At 34.6% G+C, this 21,332-nt stretch carries 15 protein-coding genes; 4 read left to right on the forward strand and 11 right to left on the reverse strand.

Going from position 1 to position 21,332, the window contains the following annotated elements; translation table 11 throughout:
- Nucleotides 1-14 precede the first annotated feature (14 nt).
- Together ACQUQZ_RS05770 and ACQUQZ_RS05775 are read right to left on the reverse strand one after the other, a co-directional pair.
- Complete coding sequence (locus ACQUQZ_RS05770) at nt 15-2,369, reverse strand: BamA/TamA family outer membrane protein (protein WP_435353830.1); 2,355 nt, start codon at nt 2,367-2,369, stop codon at nt 15-17.
- Nucleotides 2,366-7,276, reverse strand: a complete 4,911-nt coding sequence (locus ACQUQZ_RS05775) for a translocation/assembly module TamB domain-containing protein (RefSeq protein ID WP_435353831.1) — start codon at nt 7,274-7,276, stop codon at nt 2,366-2,368. The genes ACQUQZ_RS05770 and ACQUQZ_RS05775 overlap by 4 nt, the downstream gene beginning before the upstream one ends.
- A gap of 209 nt (nt 7,277-7,485) precedes the next feature.
- Between ACQUQZ_RS05775 and coaBC the strand changes: the two genes are divergently transcribed.
- The gene (gene coaBC, locus ACQUQZ_RS05780) at nt 7,486-8,685 is read left to right on the forward strand and encodes a bifunctional phosphopantothenoylcysteine decarboxylase/phosphopantothenate--cysteine ligase CoaBC (protein ID WP_435353832.1); all 1,200 of its coding nucleotides are present in this window, start codon (nt 7,486-7,488) and stop codon (nt 8,683-8,685) included.
- 22 nt (nt 8,686-8,707) lie between these two features.
- Nucleotides 8,708-9,610, forward strand: a complete 903-nt coding sequence (locus ACQUQZ_RS05785; protein ID WP_435353833.1) for a DUF4835 family protein — start codon at nt 8,708-8,710, stop codon at nt 9,608-9,610.
- Nucleotide 9,611: 1 nt separating this feature from the next.
- Here ACQUQZ_RS05785 and ACQUQZ_RS05790 read toward each other — a convergent pair whose 3' ends face one another.
- The 6 genes from ACQUQZ_RS05790 to ACQUQZ_RS05815 all read right to left on the reverse strand — a co-directional run bounded on the left by ACQUQZ_RS05790 (nt 9,612) and on the right by ACQUQZ_RS05815 (nt 15,684).
- The gene (locus tag ACQUQZ_RS05790) at nt 9,612-10,355 is read right to left on the reverse strand and encodes a DUF1835 domain-containing protein (RefSeq protein WP_435353834.1); all 744 of its coding nucleotides are present in this window, start codon (nt 10,353-10,355) and stop codon (nt 9,612-9,614) included.
- 28 nt (nt 10,356-10,383) lie between these two features.
- Entirely contained in the window at nt 10,384-10,878 is a 495-nt protein-coding gene (locus tag ACQUQZ_RS05795) for a 2'-5' RNA ligase family protein (RefSeq protein ID WP_435353836.1), read from the reverse strand.
- Nucleotides 10,879-10,882: 4 nt separating this feature from the next.
- Entirely contained in the window at nt 10,883-11,440 is a 558-nt protein-coding gene (locus ACQUQZ_RS05800) for a hypothetical protein (protein ID WP_435353838.1), read from the reverse strand.
- Between the two features lie 153 nt (nt 11,441-11,593).
- On the reverse strand, nt 11,594-12,496 hold the full coding sequence (locus tag ACQUQZ_RS05805) for a sugar phosphate isomerase/epimerase family protein (protein WP_435353839.1): 903 nt from the start codon (nt 12,494-12,496) through the stop codon (nt 11,594-11,596).
- A 46-nt stretch (nt 12,497-12,542) separates the two neighbouring features.
- On the reverse strand, nt 12,543-12,860 hold the full coding sequence (locus ACQUQZ_RS05810) for a low molecular weight protein tyrosine phosphatase family protein (RefSeq protein ID WP_435353841.1): 318 nt from the start codon (nt 12,858-12,860) through the stop codon (nt 12,543-12,545).
- A gap of 76 nt (nt 12,861-12,936) precedes the next feature.
- Nucleotides 12,937-15,684, reverse strand: a complete 2,748-nt coding sequence (locus ACQUQZ_RS05815; protein WP_435353842.1) for a DUF1553 domain-containing protein — start codon at nt 15,682-15,684, stop codon at nt 12,937-12,939.
- A 318-nt stretch (nt 15,685-16,002) separates the two neighbouring features.
- On the opposite strand from ACQUQZ_RS05815, the gene ACQUQZ_RS05820 reads away from it, so the two are divergent.
- The gene (locus ACQUQZ_RS05820) at nt 16,003-16,656 is read left to right on the forward strand and encodes a hypothetical protein (protein ID WP_435353843.1); all 654 of its coding nucleotides are present in this window, start codon (nt 16,003-16,005) and stop codon (nt 16,654-16,656) included.
- Nucleotides 16,657-16,814: 158 nt separating this feature from the next.
- Nucleotides 16,815-17,798: a hypothetical protein gene (locus ACQUQZ_RS05825; RefSeq protein WP_435353844.1), complete on the forward strand. Its 984-nt coding sequence runs from the start codon at nt 16,815-16,817 to the stop codon at nt 17,796-17,798.
- 70 nt (nt 17,799-17,868) lie between these two features.
- Here the strand turns inward: ACQUQZ_RS05825 and ACQUQZ_RS05830 are convergent, their stop codons facing one another.
- The 3 genes from ACQUQZ_RS05830 to ACQUQZ_RS05840 form a co-directional block, all read right to left on the reverse strand.
- Entirely contained in the window at nt 17,869-18,693 is an 825-nt protein-coding gene (locus tag ACQUQZ_RS05830) for an SGNH/GDSL hydrolase family protein (protein WP_435353845.1), read from the reverse strand.
- Between the two features lie 168 nt (nt 18,694-18,861).
- Nucleotides 18,862-19,467 (reverse strand): T9SS type A sorting domain-containing protein, encoded by a 606-nt coding sequence (locus ACQUQZ_RS05835; RefSeq protein WP_435353846.1) that lies wholly within the window; start codon nt 19,465-19,467, stop codon nt 18,862-18,864.
- A 186-nt stretch (nt 19,468-19,653) separates the two neighbouring features.
- Entirely contained in the window at nt 19,654-21,288 is a 1,635-nt protein-coding gene (locus ACQUQZ_RS05840) for an OstA-like protein (protein ID WP_435353848.1), read from the reverse strand.
- Between the last annotated feature and the right edge of the window lie 44 nt (nt 21,289-21,332).

The following is a 21,332-nucleotide window of genomic DNA, read 5'->3' on the forward strand; positions in this document are numbered from 1 at the left end:
TAAAATAGTTACCCTTAAAAAGGATAATCTACTGCTATATTCAAAATTAAATTTTCTTTTCGCCAAGCTTTTGTGAAAGGATCAATTTGATTAATTACCCAACGTTCTTTTTCTGGTAGCCAAGGCTTGCAAAAGGGTGTAGCAAGGTCGAGTCGTAACTTAACATAAGTGAAATCTAATCTTAATCCCAAACCACCACCAACAGCAAGTTGCTTGTAGAAATCTTTGCCAAAAACACCATCAGCCGTATAAAATGAGTTTTCGTTATATTTGGCCGACCAAATATTTCCTGCATCAACAAAAGCGGCCAAATTGATTAATTGGGTCACTTTGATACGCAGTTCAGTATTCATTTCAAGTTTAATATCGCCATAAGAATTGATGAAAATTGCATTGGGGTCAGCCGTCACATTAAAGCTACCTGGGCCAATCGACCTTGCCCTAAATGCCCTAATACTATTACTTCCTCCTACAAAATATTGTTTTACTTGATAAGGTAAGCTTTTTGAATTTCCATACGGTACGCCATAGCCCAAAATCATTCGATTAGCTAAACGAATATTTGGGCTAAGATTGAGATAATATCTCATTTCAGCATCGAAACGCAAATACTGTTCAAAAACTGTATTGGAGATGCGTTTTGAATCGTCTTCACTTTTTTTGGTTAAAAGTCCCGCAATATTTCCTGCAATATCTACCCCAGTATTGAGATAAAAATAATTCCTACTATTGAGCGTTTGTTTTGGTATATAAGTAATATTATATTGGCCACCTAAAATTAAGCGGGTTTGTAATATTTTATCGTATCGGAGTAAATCTTGGATATTATTACTTCTAAATATTTTTTCTACAAACTCTTCACTAATATTTTTTGGTTTGATCAAATTGATAGAGAGTGGAGTAAAACTGTGTTCAACTTCAATATTTTTTCGCCAACTATAATTTAAAGAACTTCTGAGTGAAGTAGTTGTATATTGTGTATAGGCATAAGTCGAGCTATCATCTCTGAAGCCAACACCTTTTTGAAGTAGCCGCTCATAGCCAATATTGATATTGGTTTTAGGAAGTGCTTGGTTGCGTCCTGCACGTATTTTATAGAATGGTAAAAGAAATCGTGGAAAAGTAAGATCAGCATCGCCTGCTATACGGTAATAGCTATTGACATTGTTATTGAGCCTTCCACCTAATTGGAAGTCGAACCCTGCATTAAGACCTATTTTTAAAATCTCTGCCCCTCGAAAAACATTCCGATTTGACCAGTTTCCACCCAATGTTGTTCCCGCTAAGTTATTGGAGCGAGTAAGGGCATCCAACTCTGCTTGAAAAGATTTATTTCTAAGAGAAGTTAGGTCGTAAATGACATTGATAAATGCCGAATCTGAGCGATTGACTAATTCAAAACGATTTTTTACGAATTTGAAATTCCGCAAGTTGATTAAACGAGACAAAGAAGCATCATGTGTTTGACTATTATAAATGCGGCTTGTACTGAAACCAATAGCGTCGTTGAAAACCCTTTCATGATAAGTTTTTTTAGGGTCAAAAACTCGAATACCTCGCCTAGTGCGTGTCGAGCCACGAGTGCTGTCTTGAGTATCGACATACACCAAAATGTCTTTAATACGGTACTGTTTCAGTGATGTTTGCAGAATATTAGGTTTTAATTCTACATACAAATTCACTTTCTGTTTATTTTGGTTAGAATCGGCCTTGATGATAAGAAAATCAGGACGAAAAAAGTAAAATCCTTTTAGTTTTAAGGCTTTATCAATGCGTTCTCGTTCAAGTTTAATGTTGTCAAAACGATAAGGCTGATTAGTTTTTAGCAATGAATTTTCTTTTGTTATTTGAAGATTTTTTCCAAAACTCGAACTATCTTTATTGACAAACACCACACTATCAATGCTATAACGAGGCTTGACAGTGGCGGTATATATAGCACTTGCTTTTTTACCATTAATTAGTAAATCACCCGATGCGGTTGAGCGAAAATAGCCTTCATTATTTAGAAAATTACTAATGATATCGGTATTGATATTGACCGCTCTTTTACTGGCAAGTACAGGAGGCTCACCAAGTTTACTTCTAAACCATTGTCGAAAACCTTTCTCTTTTTTAGGCTCTCCTAAAAGGTAATAAAACCAAACTTTATAAGGAAACCCCAAAAGTGTACTGTTAGGAATAGGTCTTATGATGGTCACTAATTGCTCATGAATAGCTTTTGTTTGTGATTTGTTAAAGCTCGAATCAGCATAGACTTTTATTTTGGCTCCCGTATAAAGGCTTTCACCTTCGGGAATATGTTTGCTAATAGAGCATCCCCATAGTAAAAAAATATATGCTAATGATATGACTTTTTTTATACTCATTTCTTCTTTTGAAATAACTCCTTAAAATACTCATAGTCGAGCGTAATGGAGAATGATACACCTGTCGCAACCACAAACCCATCAAGAATCGCTTGATATTGGTTTTTGCGGTAAGCACTAAACAAATATCTCCCGTCTTTACTGAGATTATAATTGAGTGAAATATTATCTACAATTTCATTCGAGCTGGCTGTGCCAGTAGTATTTTCCAATTGAAAATTTCGTCCCACAGCTATTTTTAATCGATCATTCAAGAAGGCCTTACTTAAGCCAACATTTAAATCAGTTTTTGCTTTATTTACGCCTTCTGTATTAACGGCCGTAGAGTTAAGATTAAAGTCAAGTTTGATGCCTTTGATAAGGTCTCCAGCCAATAAGTTGAGTTGGTCGGATAGTAATTTGCTCACACTTTGTCGAGCAATAGCTTCAGGATTTATGCCTGAAAAGAAATCAGTCGATTGTTCAGTTAAAAAACGATTGAGAACCAATAGAGCAAAAACCTGCTTGTTCATATCAACTTGATTTTGTTTGAGTGTAGCCAAGTAACCATCATTTTTGATTGCATCCGAAATATCAGACGGTGCATTAGCATCAACTCTGATATCAAAATCAACGATTGGATTTGATAGATTTCCACTCATTTTCAATAAAACGTCCAACGGCACTTTACCTAATGCTTTTGCATTGGCATCAACTTTTGGAACTTCAGCCACAATTTTATAAGCCGCTGTAATATCAATTTGAGCTTGCATTGGGTCGCCAGTCCAGAGCAGTGAACTGCCTTTTTCAATAATAAACTGCTTTTTCAAAAATTGGAAAGACAAATCATAACTTCCAGAAGTAAGTTCGTATAATCCTAAAACATAGGCTTGTCCACTTGGGGTAATTCCTGTATTGAGTTGTGCATTGCCTTTTACTTTGATATTATCGCCATTAAGTTCATCAACAATTACAGTTAATTGAGATTTATCATCAACTTCAATATTAAGAGAAACTTCTTCAACAAAATCAAAAGCATTTTCCGAATCTAATGAATCAGCTTTTACTTCAGCACTCGGATTTTTTAGATTGACAAACTGAACAATACCATCAGTTTCGGCCTTGTCAATTTCTCTATCAGGCATGATAACGGTAATATCACTACCATTTTTTAATTTGATATTGCCCTCGATGGCAGGTTTGGTGCCTACACCTTTTACACTCAAATTGGCATCAATAAAGCCTTTTCCATAGAAAAAATCATTGTCTTTTCTACTACCATTGAGTGCCATGAAATTTTTGGTATCAATATCAAGTTTATAGCTATAATTTGGAAGATTTTGCAGTGAAAGCGAGCCATTTACCAATAAATTTTGCCCCAAAGTATCAGCAATGATGAATTTATTAAAAGAAATAAAACTATTTTTGAATCCCATACTTTGATTTTGGATTCGATATTTGGCACCTAATTGAGCTAAACTAAACGAAACTGTATCAAACTTTATCTCACCATCAATCACAGGTTTGCTTGGTTCTCCTTTTAAAAATAATATGCCGTCTAAATTTCCTGAAGCATTTTTGAGTTGTCCAAAACTAAATGCTTCGACGGTTTTTGCTCCTAATTTGTTGATGTCAATCTTGAAATCAAGGGGTTGTTTACTTTTCAAAAGATAGTTGCCATCCAAATGAATATTATTATTGTTTTCTACAAGAGCTGCTTTTACATTGATTTTATTGGAAGTCTCATTAGTGGCTGTGACACTTAAATTGCCTATGGGTATTTGCGTAAAAGCAAAGTTTTGAATAGCCAAATCACCAGTAAATTCGGGTGAAGTCATATAATTACTAAGCTTGAAAGAACCATTGAGTGTGCCAGAGGCGAGTGTAGAATCAAGCGTAGCTATTGTCACAAATGGCTTAATAACAAGGCTATCTATTTGGATTTGGAGTGGTGAATTTGGCTCAGGCGAAAGGCTATTGATTAACAGTTTTTGCTTGTCTTGCTTTAAAACCAAATCTTTGATATAAACTCCTTTAGGGCTATAATCAATGAAACCCGTTGAGTCTGATTCCCATTTTCGATAGTCAATCAGTGTGCCATTTTTACTTAAATTAAGACGAAGTTTGTCATCAATCGAACGAAGATTTCCTGCAAAACCATAGCGATTGGCATTGAGCGAATCTTTTACAATTAAATTTAATGAAAGAACATTGTTTGAAACTTCTCCCCCGATAAATGCTCGTCGAACCCTATAACCGTCATAAATTACTTGAGCAATATTTCCTTCGTATTTGGCTTTGTTATTTGTTCCAAAAATTTTGAATCGAGCGTTATTGACAGTTGAAGTATCATACTCTACAAAAGGAATAAAAAATGAGGCGTTTAAAGTAGTGTCTGCTTTATTATTCAATGTAGCACTTACTTTAATAGTATCTAATTTAGTGATTTCAGGTATAAAACTTTGAATAATTGGGTGGTTATTGAGCGTAGCATCAACCTTTAAACTATAGTCATTTGTGATGGGTGTATAAGGAAATGCAGGAAGTGCAAAATATTTATTTACTTCAGTCAATAAAATATCTGCAATCTGCACATAATTAAACTTTCCATTGATATGTGCATTAAAAAAGGGTGATTTTAGTGTAATATCTCTTTGATTATCAATGGTTTTAAAATTCAAACTAACTTTATCTAAAGGAATCCGCTTACCGTCTTTTACCGAAACTGCCTTATTAATTAATATTTCCCCTAATGGATTTTCGGGATTAGTTGAGGTCATATTTAATCGAATATCACCTTGTATTTTAAGGTTTTCGGCGTAGAAATTTAGCTTTTTTAAGTCTAATTCATCAATAGAAACATCCGCAACGATAGCAGGGTATTCGTCTGCTAAATTAGCTCTGCCTACAATCCTTATTTTTGAATTTTGATCTGTTATCGAAGCATCAAAAATGGCATTCTGATCTTTTATTGAGCCTTTTAATGCTAAATTGCTATATTCATAGCCTTTTATGCTTGCCTTTTGTGCCGTTCCTTCAACACTTGCTTGCATCGTTTTTGGGTCAAATCCAGTGCCTTTTATTGTTGCATCAAGCGTGAGCTTCCCTACTGTTTCGGGTTGTTTGGTGAGCTTGCCGAGGTCAAAATCTTGGAAAATAATTCGACCATCATACTTTTGATTTTTATCGGCAGTGATATTTCCTAAACTCCCTTTAAATGAGGCTCCACCAAATTCAGAATCTAATGCGGCATCAATGACCAAATCTTGTATTTTCCCTTTGATAGAGCCTTTTATTTTTACAAACTCAGGAAGCTCAATACTTTTTGGAATAGCACTATCGCCAGCCATTTGCAAAATATCTTTTTTGCTCATACTTAGTTCGCCAATATTTAGATCAAGCCCTAATTTGTCGGTATTGGGTAAACCTAAAATTCGACCATTGATTTGCAGGTGTGTTTCACCAAAACCATCCACATTTAATTTCGGAACTGATAGATTATTTACTGTGCCGCTTACAATTCCATCAACTTTGATTATATCATTTTCACGACCTTTAAAAGAAGCGTTTTTAGCTAAATCTGGCACCAAAATAAACAAATCTTTGACAGCCAATTGACTCTTTTTAAGGTTCAATTTCAGCTTGACTTTACCTAAGTTTTTGGTGAAATCATCAACAGAATTATACTGCATCAAAACCTCGTCTTGTAAAAGTGTGTTTGGTGTTTTGACAAGCAGTTTTTTAAAACTTATTTGTTTATCAGTATAACTAAAATCACTGCTGATATTTTGTACGATAAGGCCGCTATGTTCATTAAAAGTAGCTTTGTCTAATTGCCCTGATATGAGTTTTGGACTAAAAACAAAATTATTTAAGGTCAATCCTAGATTTTTTACATTGAGGTGTGAAGCGTCTAAACCTTTTGCTTGGGTAAGTGTGTTGAAATCATCGTAGCGAATACTATTATTTTTTACTTGTATTTTAGCGATATTGATTGCCCAATTGTTTGGTTTACTTTCAGGGTTGTTTGGTTTTTGAGGTTTTTTATTGAATTCTACGAGTGTTTCGGTATTTTCGAGTAAAATGCTTTTCAAACCAACTTGTTGTTTTTCTAAGTAAAATCCATTTCCTTCTGCTTCAAATTTGCCTAATTTTACTTTGTTTTTTATTCCATCTTCTGCACTTTCAAACGACCAATTGAGATTGGCTAAACTAATTTTTTTAAGACTAAAATCAAGTGTATCAGAGGGGTTTTTATGAGTAGTCTCTACATTTGTAGAAGGGCGTAAAGGTTTATAAAGGTTGAGTGAAACCGTGCCTCCATCACCATTGATTTTAGCAAAGTGGTATTGTGATTTATCAAAATTAAATTTATCGAATTCGGTTTCTAAATAACGCAAATTTGCATCGGCATCAGTGCCTAAAATTGCATCTTTATAGCTGACATTTACATTAGAAAGTTTGATTTTTTTTAAGCCAATTTCAAGTGGAGCGGCTGGTGTAGTCGTTGTATCTTTAGCTTTGGAAGGTGTATCAAATGCTTGTACGATGAAATTAAAATTGAAAGTCGTATCAGGTAGTGTTCGATTGATTTTTACTCTAATGCCTTGAAGTTCTACTTGATTAATAGCAACCTTATTTTGCAATAAAGCCAACATATCTACATCAATATAAATCTTTTTACCCGCAATAAGTGTATCTTTTTGGAGGTCTTGGACATAGACATTTTCCAAAGAAATCCAGTCAGGAATATGAAACCTGACTTTCTCTATCTCGATTTTGGTTTTCAGCTTTGTGTGCAAATAGGAAACGACTTGTTTGGTCAGAAAATCCTGGCCTATGGAAGATTCTAAAAAGATAAATAGTCCCCCAAACAACAAAGAAATTCCGACTAATAGCCAGCCTATTATGCGGAGAAGTCGTCTCATGGATGCAAAAATATACTAAATATACTTATTTTAACGTATCTAACAAAGACTTAGCGTGAAGTTTTTGAATTTTATTATGAAATATTACATTTTTGCAAGATATTAGACTGTTTTAATTCAAAAATCGAGTATTTAAATAAGTTTTTTTTTTGATTTATTATTTACCATTACCGATTAATCATTTATAATTCACCATTAACAATTCAATTTTGAGCTTAAAAAATAAAAAAATATTACTCGGTGTTTCGGGAAGCATCGCTGCCTATAAATCGGCTTTGTTGGTTCGTCTATTAGTAAAAGAGGGTGCTGAGGTAAAAGTCATCATGACACATGCCGCCAAAGATTTTATTACGCCTCTTACACTATCTACGCTTTCTAAAAATCCAGTTTTGTCATCTTTTACCAATGGTGAAAATGGTGAGTGGAATAACCATGTAGAACTTGGATTATGGGCGGATGCCATGATTATTGCTCCTGCTTCTGCAAACACACTTGCTAAATGTGCCAATGGGATTGTTGATAATTTATTGATAGCCAGTTATTTATCTGCGAAATGTCCAGTGTTTTTTGCCCCTGCGATGGACTTAGATATGTATGTTCACCCAAGTACAGTTGAGAACCTTAGGAAATTAAAATCTTTTGGGAATGAGATCATTAATGCTTCGTATGGAGAATTGGCAAGTGGATTGGTAGGAGAGGGTAGACTTGCCGAACCAGAAGAAGTTGTGCATCAACTCACAAAGTTTTTCTCAAGAAAAGAGACACTAAAAGGAAAAAAAGTTTTAATTACGGCTGGCCCAACCCAAGAGCCAATCGACCCTGTAAGATTTATTAGTAATCATTCTTCAGGAAAAATGGGCTTTGCAATAGCAGAGGCTTTCGAGATGGCTGGGGCAGAGGTAGTGCTTGTCAGTGGGCCTGTTTCAATCCCTTTTCCAAATGGGGTGAAAATAGAAAAGGTACAATCTGCTCAACAAATGTATGAAGCTACCACTAAGTATTTTTTAGAGAGCGATATTGTAATTCTGTCGGCGGCGGTTGCCGATTATACACCTTTGCACGTAGCAGATAAGAAAATCAAGAAAAAAGAAGATGTTTTTACTATCGAAATGACCAAAACGACCGATATTGCCGCAACTTTAGGGAAAGAGAAAAAAACTGGTCAAATTATTGTTGGTTTTGCATTGGAAACTGATAACGAGTTTGAAAATGCCAAAGGAAAACTCGAACGGAAAAATTTTGATTTCATTGTTTTAAATTCTCTGCAAGATAGTGGGGCAGGTTTTCGTTATGATACAAACAAAATCAAAATTATCAATCGTGCAGGAAAAGTTTATAATTTTGAATTGAAAACCAAGAAAGAAGTGGCAATGGATATTTTGGAAACAATCATAAAGATTGATTCTTGAAGATGAATTATTTACCAAATACATGAAAAAAATTATCTTATTATTATTACTTGTACCTTGTTCGCTATTAAAAGCACAAGAACTCAATTGCAATGTAACGATCATTTCAGACCAAATTAATGCCCAACAAGCGGCTGAAAAGCAAGTCTTTGTGGACATGAAAACATCTATCAGTGATTTTATGAATAATAAACGCTGGACAAATGATATTTATAGCCAAGAAGAGCGTATCAAATGTAATTTGATAATTACTTTTACTAAGTCGCCGCAACAAAATGTTTTTCAAGGAAATGCCCAGTTTCAGGTTATTCGACCAGTTTTTAATAGCACTTACGAAACACTAATTTTGAGTTATGTTGATAGAAACTTTAATGTTTCGTTTTCGCCAGAAGACCGTCAAATGGTTTTTAATGAACAAACATTTTCAAATAATCTAACTTCTATTTTGGGTTTTTACTCGATGATTGCCCTAACTTTAGATTATGATTCGTTTGGTAAAACAGGTGGAAATCAATATTTACAAAGAGCCTATAATATTGCCAACTTGGCTTCAAGTGCAGGGCAAGCTGGTTGGGAGCAGTCAGGCGACCAACGAAATCGTTATTGGTTGGTAGAAAATCTTCAAAATCAGCAACTTTTGCCTTTTCGGGAAGGTTTTTACAATTATCATCGCTTGACTTTAGATAATTTTACAACTGACCCAGTTGGTGGTCGAAAGCAAGTTTTAGATTTTTTGAGTTCTATAAAAACCATGCAGCAATTAAGAGCTAATTCAGTGCTATTAAATAGTTTCATGAATGCTAAAAACCAAGAAATGGTCAATATCTTTTCTGAAGCAACGAAAGATGAGAAACAAAAAGCTTTTGCTCTTTTATCGGCTGTTGACCCTTCAAAAACTGAATTGTATCGAAAGCTGGTGAAGTAATTTAAACGTTTAATAACTGCTTTATTTGTAAATCGCCAAAACCGTAAATTCCTTCTTGTTCGGAAAATTTCGTGAAAATGCTATTAAAATCATTAGGAACGTTTTCGATGATTTTCTTTAGTATTTTTTGTGGCCTTCCTAAAGAATTGTCTAACGGAAATCGGTCGATGTGTGCTTGACAAACCTCTTCCAAATACTCGAAACAACCTGATTTTTCTTTCGATAAATCTTTCAGTTTTTCAAAATCACTATTTAGAAAAGCATTCCATAGTTTTGTACCTAATTCAATATCGTTAGCTGTAAAAGGAACTTTTGATGCGTATGCTTCTTCAAGTTTTTCGGTACTGGCTTTTCCAAATCCCTTCCAAATATCAGCTTGATCTTCTATGATAGGAAAAACTCTATGAAGTTTTAGATTGGTATTTTTTTTAAGCAATGTTAATACAAACCACAAATTGATTTGACAAAATAAATCATTTTCGAACCAAAGACAAACTTCCGACCCATCTGGCAAAGTTGTTAGTTTTTCGAGTTCTTTTACTGTAATTTCAAAATATTGTTCAATTGAAGCTCCATAAGAATCAGCAATAAATTTTGCTCTAATTGCCCAAAAATCTGCCAAGTTATTAGCCAATACCTCACCATCAATCAAGGCTTCACGACATACAATGAAATCTTGGTTAATTTTTGTTGCTCTTAGCTGCTCTGCCAAACAGTCGCCATTTAAAAGATGAAATGTGGCCATTTTATAATTTATGTTATTTTTCAATTATTTAAATAAATTCCTCCAGAATCCTCCACTTTCCTCCATTTTCTTGTTCAATTAAACTGATTTTGTGGAATTTTATTCTTTGTGGAAATGATATTTGATTTATTTTATTAAATATTTCATCAGTACAAGATGAGTTGCGAGGGTGCATTAATGTAATATGTGGATTGTGTTTTCTTGGTTTTTCAATAATGTTAGATAAAATACTTTCTCGCAATTGATGAAATGGATCATTGTTTTTATCTGCTGAAATCAACAATCCTTTACCTTCTGAAAATCGAATAATTTCGCCAAAATTAATAGTGATTGCTCCAAAATCAAGATTTCTTAAATTTTTCAAGACATTTTCAATATCAGTAATTTCATCTTCACGACAAAGGGTCACATGAGCTTTTATCAATTGAAATTGCTCAGGATTATATTTTTTTCTGATTGTTTCGATTGTATTTGAAAATGGCTCTTCCACAAAAAGTGTTAATTGCTGGCGTGTGATTCTCAATGTTTTAAGCAATTAAATTCTTTAAAAAATTCCCTACAAAAAGTATTGCAGGACGTATTAAATTATAAATTAAAAAGCCAATAATTGAAATAATAGAACCAATGCCCGTAGGCAAAACTGCTCCAAAAGTGAATGTCATACCAATCACAAAACCAAGCAGACACTCGGCTCTATAAATAGGATAAAAAAGAGCAAGAATCATCACACTTGGAAAAAAATACCCTAAAATTTCGTTAAATTTGAAAGTAAATAATAGAGCTAACAAAATGCCATACATCAAGGCCCCTACAAATCCATAGATTATTTTTTGAGGAAAATTAGATAGATTTAGTGCCTGTTTTTCATTCAGTTTTTCTCGTTTTTGAATACGAAGTAGCACCAGCCAAGTAAGCAAAGGTAGTAGAATTCCTCCCCACCAATTCGAGAACTTGGGTAAATCTTCACGAGCCAGTATATGGTGGCTTGGTACACCACCATGAAAATAATTCCATCCTAAAAGTCCCCAAATTGCAATAGAAACAATACCTATAATGTAAAACTGTATTTTTGTAAAGTGATTCATTTTTGGATGTGTATGAAAATAAATCACAAAAGAGAATAAAAAAAGACCGTTTTACAATCATAAATTGATAGACGGTGATTATGCAAGAAACACAAAAAGAGAAGGTTTTAAGTCTTCTCTTTTTTGCGATTTTAATTTTCCATTATCAATTAATTAGTATCCCCATTTTTTCATGATTGCCAAATCTTCTTTCATGCAATCCAATGGAGCTTTGCCTTGATATGATTCTTGTTCGATGATGAAATATTTAGTACCACCCGATTTTACGCCAATATCAATTACTTCTTTTGTTCCGATAACACCTACACCTAAAATCGAACTTTCCCAGCCTCCGTGTTCGCTTTCGCTCTTGACTTCGTCTTTTACGTGCATCAATTCAAATCTACCAGGATATTGTTTAAGTAAATCTAAGGCTCTTCCACCGCCACCGTACATATTACCAATATCTAACTGTTGAGCAACGAGTTTCGGGTCGGTATTTTGCATAATGATGTCATAAACCCTCACGCTACTGAGTTTTAGACTAAATTCAAAATCGTGGTTATGATAGCCAAACTTCATTCCAGATTTTTGGCAAAGTTCGCCCGATTTATTGAAAACATCCATAAAGTGCTTCAATTGGTCTAAATCTTTACGCATACTTAGATCTAACGAAGGACTGATTACATATTTTTGTCCACAGATAGCAGCGTCCTCAACGGTTTGTTTCCAAGAATCAGAAAAATCATTCTTAGCTTCATCCCAATGTTGCCTGCCCATTACAGTATGTCCACTTGGCATTTTTAGTCCTAAATCATCCAAAATTTTACGGAATTCTTTGGCTGTATAGCCATAAAATTTGCGGTTAATATAGTTAGCGTGTTCAACATCAGTATAACCCATTTCGGCCAATTTTTTCAAATTTCCAAGTGGGTCTTTTTTCATGTCATCTCTAATCGAATATAGTTGAATGCCAACTACTCCTTTTTTCTTTTTTGCTGCTAATAATTCGCTAGAAAAAGCGGCAGTACCAGCCAAAGCTAAAGCACTTTTTTGAAGAAATTCTCTCCTTTCCATAGTTTATTTCGTAGGTTTTATAGATTGAGTTTTAAATGTACCGAAATTATAAATAAGGTGAAACCGAAATTTTTATTAAATCTATTAATTCTTCGTCCATAAATTGGTATTCATCAGGAATATCCAAGACCACTAACTCTTTTTTATCGACAACTCTTGCAAATCGTTGATTGATACGTTCTCTATGTTTCTTTTCCATTACAAAAATAATATCAGCCCAATTAATCAATTTTTCGGTTATTTTTATTCTTGCCGAAGGTTCTGTTCCAGCCGATTGCACTTGATGCTCTTGGCTATTTTTGAAAATTGCCTCAGCCGTCGGACTTCTCCACTGATTTCTGCTACACACGAAAAGTAGATTCATTTATTGAAAACTAAAAATTTAATTACTTGTGAAAATGTAAAACTCGTAACTCATCATTCGTAACTCGTCATTCAAATCATTCTTTCGTCACAATTTCATCCAAATTCAGCATGGCATTTGCTGTAACAGCCATTGCTGCCAACGCTGGTGAAGTATCAGTTCTACCAAAAAACTTATAAGCTTCTACTGGATTTTTTCTGTATTGTTGTTCAGTTTGTTGATAAAGTTTTGTCAAAATTTGTAATTCTCGTTCGTCTATATTTCGCATCATTATCAAATTAAAACCTGCTTGAATTTGCTGTTCAGGGCTTTTTCCTTTTTTCATCATTGTTTTTGCCAATTCTTGTGCTGCTTCAATATAAGCGGGGTCGTTGAGTGTTACGAGTGCTTGTAGAGGCGTGTTGGTTCTTAGCCTACGTGACTGGCAAAATTCCCGACTTGGAGCATCAAATGACATCATTGAAGGATAAGGTGAAGTACGTTTCCAGAAAGTATAAATGGCTCTACGATGTTTATCTTCGCCGTTTGATGTCTGCCAAGATTCACCACTCCAGGGCGATTGCCACATTCCGTCTGGTTGATAAGGCATGACACTTTTTCCGTACATTTTACTTGATAAAAGTCCACTTACGAGCAATGCTTGGTCACGCACTTGCTCTGCTGTAAGTCTAATACGAGGACCACGAGCCAAAAATCTATTAGCTGGGTCTTTTTCTAATAATTCTTTGTTGACTTCTGAAGATTGCCGATAAGTGCCTGATAATACGATTGTTTTGAGTAATTTTTTGACGCTCCATTTCATATCATCTTGAAAAGTTACTGCCAAAAAATCGAGCATTTCAGGATGTGAAGGAGGAAAGCCTTGCGTACCAAAGTCTTCTACGGTTTCTACGATTCCAGTACCAAAAATCTGTTCCCAAAAACGATTCACAATTACTCGTGATGTTAGTGGGTTTTCTTTGTTGACGAGCCATTTTGCAAAACCAAGACGGTTTTTAGGATAGTCATTTGGCATTTTAGATAAATATTTTGGCACATCTGGCTGCACCTCTTTGCCTTTCACGAGCCAATTACCTCGTTCAAAAACTTGCTGTTTTCTTGCCAAATCTCCAGTGCCTTCAATTAAGATAGGTGCATAGTCGGCTTTAGCATTCAAAATTTCTTTATATTTTTTTTCAATCGCCTGATAATCAGGAGTTTCAGCAAATGTATTTTGAAATGACAACCATTTAATTTGCAGCCATTCTTTCGGTGTCTTTGGATTAGTAAAAACAAAATATAAATCATGTTTACCTTCTAATTTTGGAAGTGGATAAAACATGACTGTATCACGAGTTTTAAAAATTGGAACAGTCAAAATTGTTTTCCCATTTAAGGCATTATCTTTTATCAATAAAGTACCTTTTTCGTTGTTGGTATTGAATGTCATTACCAAACGATTTTTACCTGTCAATGTCACATTTTTCAAACGACCATAGCCTGTGTGTTGCAATCCAAGATATTTTGAATCCATCAAAGTTGATGTACCTGGCGAAAGTTGCTCGACATCATGCGAATTAAATTTTGGTTCTAAAACCTTGGCAAAATGTTCAAATTCTTTGACTTTTGTTTGTCCAGATTTAGTCAGAATCCAGTTTTTCACCTGCTCAATTTTAGTTGAATCTTCTTTTTTGTAGAAACGTAAATAAGGTGTTTCGCTTACCACGTCTTCATCACGGGTATTATTAAAAAACGCCATTGTTTTGTAATATTCGTCATGAACAAAAGGGTCATAAGGGTGCGTGTGACACTGCACACAAGCCAAAGTTGTACCTTGCCACACATCAAAAGTTGTATTTACACGGTCAATCATGGCTGCAACTCTGAACTCTTCATCTACTGTTCCACCTTCATCATTGGTCATTGTGTTTCGGTGGAATCCAGTTGCAATAAGTTGATTATCAGTAGGTTGTGGTAATAAGTCGCCAGCTAATTGTTCAATTGTAAACTGGTCAAAAGGTTTATCTTCATTGAAAGCTTTGATGACATAATCACGATAACGCCAAATATTTCTATAAACATCACGTTCGTAACCTTTGGTATCGGCATAGCGAGCCAAATCTAGCCACATAGCCGCCCAACGCTCACCGTAAGCAGGAGAGGCGAGTAATTTATCCACTACTTTTTCGTAGGCATTTTCAGACTCATCCTTCAAAAATTCTTGTACTTGTGCTTCAGTAGGAGGTAAACCTGTTAAATCTAAATAGACACGACGAAGCAATGTACCTTTATCGGCTTCAGGTGAATGTGTAAGCCCTTCTTTTTTCAGTTTATCTAAAACGAAATGGTCAATTTCATTTTTAGCAAAACGAGTTTCATCATCTTTGAAAAGCCCGATGCGTGCAAAAAATCCACCAATTGAAGGCACATTTGGCTTTTCTGGTTTTTGATATGCCCAATGTTCTCCCCATTTGGCACCACTATCAATCCATTTTTTTAAAATCTCAATTTCTTCTTTTGCTAAAACATCTTTGCCTTTTGGCATTCGATCGTCTAAATCATTGGTGATGAGTCGTTTATAAAACTCTGAATGTTCGGCATCACCAGGGATAATCGCAATTTTCCCAGATTTTCCTTTCGTATTTAAAGCTTCCTGTGAAAATAAAAAACTAAGATTTGCAGCTTTTTTCACTCCGCCATGGCAAGCCACGCAGTGTTTATTCAAAATCGGTTTTACCTCTGTATTAAAATCAACTTCATCAGAGAAAGGATTAAAGCCAAAGGCCATCATTCCAATGGTGGCTACCGTTATGATACTTATAATAATAAGATTAGAGCTTTTCATAAACTTGTCTATACAAGAGATTGATTTACAAATTTAATAGAATCAATATGATTTCATATTAATTTCACAACAGAATAATTAATTTTGAAAAATCATCACTAAATTTAGCCATTCGACACATCTTTTACTTGGATTGTATGAAAGTATTTGTAGAATCTTGAAATAACCCGAAGATTTGCTGAGCATTAAGGAATTAGGATGTAGGAATTAGGTTTTAGGACAGATCTTTTTCCTTTCGTAATACTTAATGATTCTTACGATTAAAGTAAATTCAACAAAATTCTAATACCTAAAATCTACGTCCTAAAACCTAAAAAAATGAGCGATTTCTTATCAAAACTGAAAGGTATTTTTATTGTGCCAACACCTGCTGATGGAAAATCGGCAGAGCCTGTAGCCAAAACGGCTACACCAGCTACTACTACTGTACCTGTTGCACCCGCACCCTTAAGTGGGAAAGTTTCTGACAAATTTTATGATATTTTGTTTGGAGCAATGGAAGCCAACAATCAGGAAGGATTTGATTATTTGGAATACAAGAAATCGCTTCAAACCCTTGCTAAAATGCCAATGGACGAGCAAACTCGCTATGCTTCGGCGTTTGCAGCAGCACAAGCGATGGGTATAACATCTCAAAAACTAAATGATTCGGCTCAGTTTTATTTGAATGTTTTGAAAACAGAAGATGCAAAATTTCAAGAATCAGTGAATGCACAACGCCAAAAACAGATTGGTAGTAAAGAAAAAGCGATTGCAGATCTTGATGCAACAATAAAAGCCAAAGGCGAACAAATTGCCAGATTGACACAAGAAATAGCTGCACACCAAGATGATATGGGTAAAATGAAAGCCGAAATATCAGAAGCGGTGGTAAAAATAGAAACAACACTCAGCGATTTTCATGCAACTTATAGTGATTTGACAAGTCAAATTGCTCAAGATGTGGAGAAAATGAGTAAATATTTGAAGTAAAAAGTAGTCGATGGGTAGTATTCATATTCCAGAAAGAAAAATTATCGATTTTCAATTATTCATTAAAAAATACCTAAACCAAAAAGAGAAATGCCTCATTCTCTTTTCAATTTAAAAACAAAACTCCCATTTTAGAGGCTGGGAGTAGTCAATAAACAATGGAACTACAAGAATCTAAACCAAAATCATTTTGGAATCGCCCAGAAGGCACGACAGGTATGCTTTTCGCCGCAGGGGCATTGCTTGGTGGTGGTTATCTACTATACCAAGCACTACCATTTCTGATAACATTAGCATCAAATACGCTTTATTTGGCGGGTTTACTCATTGTTTTAGCGGCCGTTATCTATATGATACTCGACCCAAAAATGCGTAATCTCATTTTCTATATCTATAAAAGTATCATGCGTTGGGTTACAGGTTTATTTGTTCAACTCGATCCAATTGGTATTTTAAAAACTTATATTGACCAATTGCAAGGAAATTTGGGCAAAATGAACCAACAAATCTCAAAGTTAAAAGGTCAAATGATTAATCTGAAAACGATAATCGAAACCAATAAAAAGCAAATTCAAAATGACTTGAGTTTGGCAAGTAAAGCCAAAGAAACCGATAAACAAGCCATGATGGTTTTGAAAGCTCGTAAGGCTGGTCGTTTGCAAGAGTCTAACATGAAATTAGATGATTTGTACAAAAAAATGGAAATTTTGTACCGTGTATTAGGCAAGATGTACGAAAACTCAGCGGTAATGCTCGAAGATATTAAAGACCAAGTGGTAGTAAAAGAGCAAGAACGCAAGGCGATTCGTGCAAGCCATTCTGCCATGCGTTCAGCAATGAATATTTTGAGTGGAGATAAAGATCAACGCCAAATGTTTGATATGGCAATGGAATCTATCACTGACGATGTGAGTCAAAAAGTAGGTGAAATGCAACGTTTTATGGAAGTTTCATCAAACTTTATGGATTCAATAGATTTACAAAATGGCGTTTTCGAGGAAGAAGGTTTAAATATGTTAGAGAAATGGGAGAAAGAAGGCATTTCGTTGCTCTTGGGTGATGATAAAAAAGCATTAATTGCAGGAAATAGTGTTTCGTCAACGAAATCGTCAGGAAATCAGTACGATAAATTATTTGAGTAAAAATAAGCAAGATTTTAATTGAAAAACGGAGGTCTTATCGCTAAGATCTCCGTTTTATATTTTTTTAAAATCAATATTTCTTCATTACCTTCACAAGCATATTTGTAATTACTTCATAGCCTTTATCAGAAGGATGAAGCCCGTCGTAAGTCATATCAATTGCTTCGACTGGATAAGGATATTCGTCTTTTTCAGGATTAAATGGAACATCAATAAATTGTGGGTAAGTATAATTCTTATATTCTCCTGTTTGAGGGTCTTTTAGTCGTTTGAATTTTACTAAATTTTCGTGTGTCATACCACTTTCATTGTAGAGATCAATCACTTTACAATGTTCTTTTTTGCCAATAACTTTAATTGCTTCTGCAAACTGAGCTAAAAACTGTCCTTTTTTTTCTTTATACGAACCAAAAGCATTGTTTTTGAAATTATTGATATACACAAAATCAACTCGCTGCATAGGTGTAATTAGGATGATTTTAGCATTTTTATTCAGCCTTCTAATTTTGTCAATGATGATGCGATAAGAACCATATAAAGTTTTACTACCTGTATTTTCCTGATAGTCAGACATTTGCCCAATAGGCCTCCCTTGCCACCAATCATTTGTTCCAAGAAAAACAGAGTAAACATCTGCAGCCGTAAGCCCCAATGTTTCAATTTTATCAGCTATTCCGCCTGATGTCCAACCATTATGCCCTTGATTGACATAGTGAATATTTGGTAGTTTTTCAACTACACCACTCATGTAGCCTTTTGTAATTCTATTACCTGTTTCGTTTGGATGTTCGTTCAAATAGGTGATAGAGTCACCAATGGCTACCCAAGTTATTTCTTTGGGTTTGTACGAACTGCTTAGAAAGAATAAAGAAGTTAATAATAGTAGTTTTTTCATTTTAGTTTAGTTCGACGGAGTTCCTACCGCAACGGCGGATCCTTCCGTCCTAATATTTGTCAAAAAAAGACGGTTGTGGTAGAAACTCCGTCGTAATGCACAAAAAAATCGCATAAATTCTTGATAAACAAGTATTTATGCGATTAAATATTTTCTAACTGAAAATTATTAGTTATGTCTTACCAACAATTTTTTTGTAACTAATTTTTTGCCATCTACAACCAATTGATAAAGATATACACCTGAATCCCAATTAGTTGTCTGAACTTTTAATTTGCGGTCATTTTTATCTAATTCATAATTAGCAACTTCATTGCCAAGTAAATTATAGAATGACATACTTGCTTCATTTACATTTCCTGTAATCACATAATCAATGTTTGCAATGTCATTGGCAGGGTTTGGGTAAATATTGGAAACAATTAATTTCTCGCTTGAATAAAGTCTGTCATTGTTATTTTCACCTACACTTTTATCAAACGTAGCAGCAGGAGCTTCATTATTGACAGTTTTTGCAATAACTGGTTTTGAAGAACCATTCAATAAGGCATTTCTAAAGTACTGATTTACGACTGAAGGTTTATTCAATTTTACCTCGGTTGGCATTGGTTTGCTCACAAAGGCTAATTTTTGAAGGGAAGCCTTACTTGTAGTGTTTGGCTTCTTCCCAATATCCAAGCGAGACTTGCCTTTCTCCACTTGGGCGAAAGCAATGTTGGATACGAGTACAACTCCAATCAGTACTGATAAGTATTTTTGTAAATGTTTTACCATAAATTAACCAAAATCAATTTTATATTTTTGCACGTATACTATTAGGGATAATACAAAAATACGTGAAAATTTTTAAAATCCAAACTATTTTATGTTATTAAGACTACTTTTTTGGACAAAAGGTTGCAATGAAAAGAAACTTTTTTCGTTAGCGATGTTTTTTTAGTAAAAAAGTGTACTAAAGAGCTATTTTTTTATTGGAATCATAGCAAATTTCAAGCCAAGAACTTCTGCTTTTGTGGGTTTTTCTTTTTCTCTCCAATTAAAACCTTCCAATTGATTACTGTCATTGGTTAATTCTTTTGGTGGAACGAGTTTGGAATCTGGTTTACCTAAAAATGATATTTTATTTACCTGATTTTCTTTAAACTTTACGTTCATTTTACTGCATTCGACTCGATTCACACCAATGAGTTTATTTTTATCATCTAAGGCATAATAAATACTTTCTCCATTGCCTTCTACCATCACTTGGTCGATACGTGTATCTTTATTGAATAAAACAGAGATGTTTCGTCCTTTGATTTGGTTGAAATTCTGAGATGTATCTTTAGCAATCACAAAACCTTGGTTAATCATGTACATACGATCGACTTTTTTGTTTTTCATATATACGTGAATAGTGTCGGCTTCAGATTGGTTTTGAGTACTCCAAAGAATAGGTTTTGTAAAAAAATGTATCACCGAATCTTTTAAGTCGTATAGAAGCGAATCGCAGCGGCTTTGCATATCAGAGCGATAAACTTTCACATGCCCAAAAGCTATGAGTTTTTCCATCCTATTTTCTCTTTTAACTGTATCTTTTTTTGCTATTTTGTTTTGCAAAGTATCAATTGATTCGTAGGCGTAAAGCGTGTCAGCACTTAAATAAAGCGTATCTCGCTCGGCCGTATGACGCATCAAAGCATTGCCCAAAATTTTGGTAAGACCAGTCTTCCCATCTCTCATACCAATATTTCCATTCAAGATAACTTTATCTTTTTTTGAAACTAATTCTACATTTCCTTTGGCAATACCTGACTCGGTTTTTTGGTTGAAATTCAGCGTATCACCAATGAGCGTATAATCATCATTGACGATTTTTGAGCGACCTTTAAAATTTGATAGCTGCGTTTGGGTATTATAAGTACTTCCTGCATTGGCTATAATATCGCCATCTTTGCTTTTGATAAGGGTTGGAGCTTTAAAAACCGCCATTTTTGTGCGAGCATTGTATTGCAAGCTGTCGGACGTAATGGTGTACTTAGGGTTAATTATTTCGACGTTTTCTTTATAATTGAATATCTTGCTTCGGGTGTTATAAAAACCTTTTTCACTTTTTAAAGTGCTTGAATCTTGCACAATTACTCCTCTCACTGGGTAGTAAGCTCTGTTCTTCTGAATATCATATTCTACAATACGAGTAGTGAGTGTTACTTTCTTATCTGTCAGAACTACTTTTTTGCCTAAAACTCGGGCAAAACGGGTATTTCCATCGTAATAAAGTGTATCACCTGTAATTGTGAGTGTATCTCCTTGTACAATTCTGATTTTTCCGTAGGCTTCGAGGGTATTGGTTGATTCATTCTGTGTGGCACTTTGACAATACAAAATTGCTCCTCGATGTGAAAATGAAACATTTCCAAGAAATTGACGAGTAATTACAGGATTTTGATTAATTCCCAATAAACTATCGGCACTCAAAAGATTAATACGTGAGTTGGGTACTTTGGGTGGTGGTGGATTTAAGGGTTTTTGAGCGAAAGCACCGACTGCGATAAACAGTAGTAAGCCAACTGTAAATCCGTGTGAGGTTAAACTTTTTTTAATATATTTAATCATCTTCGATTGAAACTTCTAAATTTGTTCGCAAAATTACGCAATTG

The organism is Emticicia sp. SJ17W-69 (assembly GCF_051209875.1).
Classification (GTDB): Bacteria; Bacteroidota; Bacteroidia; order Cytophagales; family Spirosomataceae; genus Emticicia.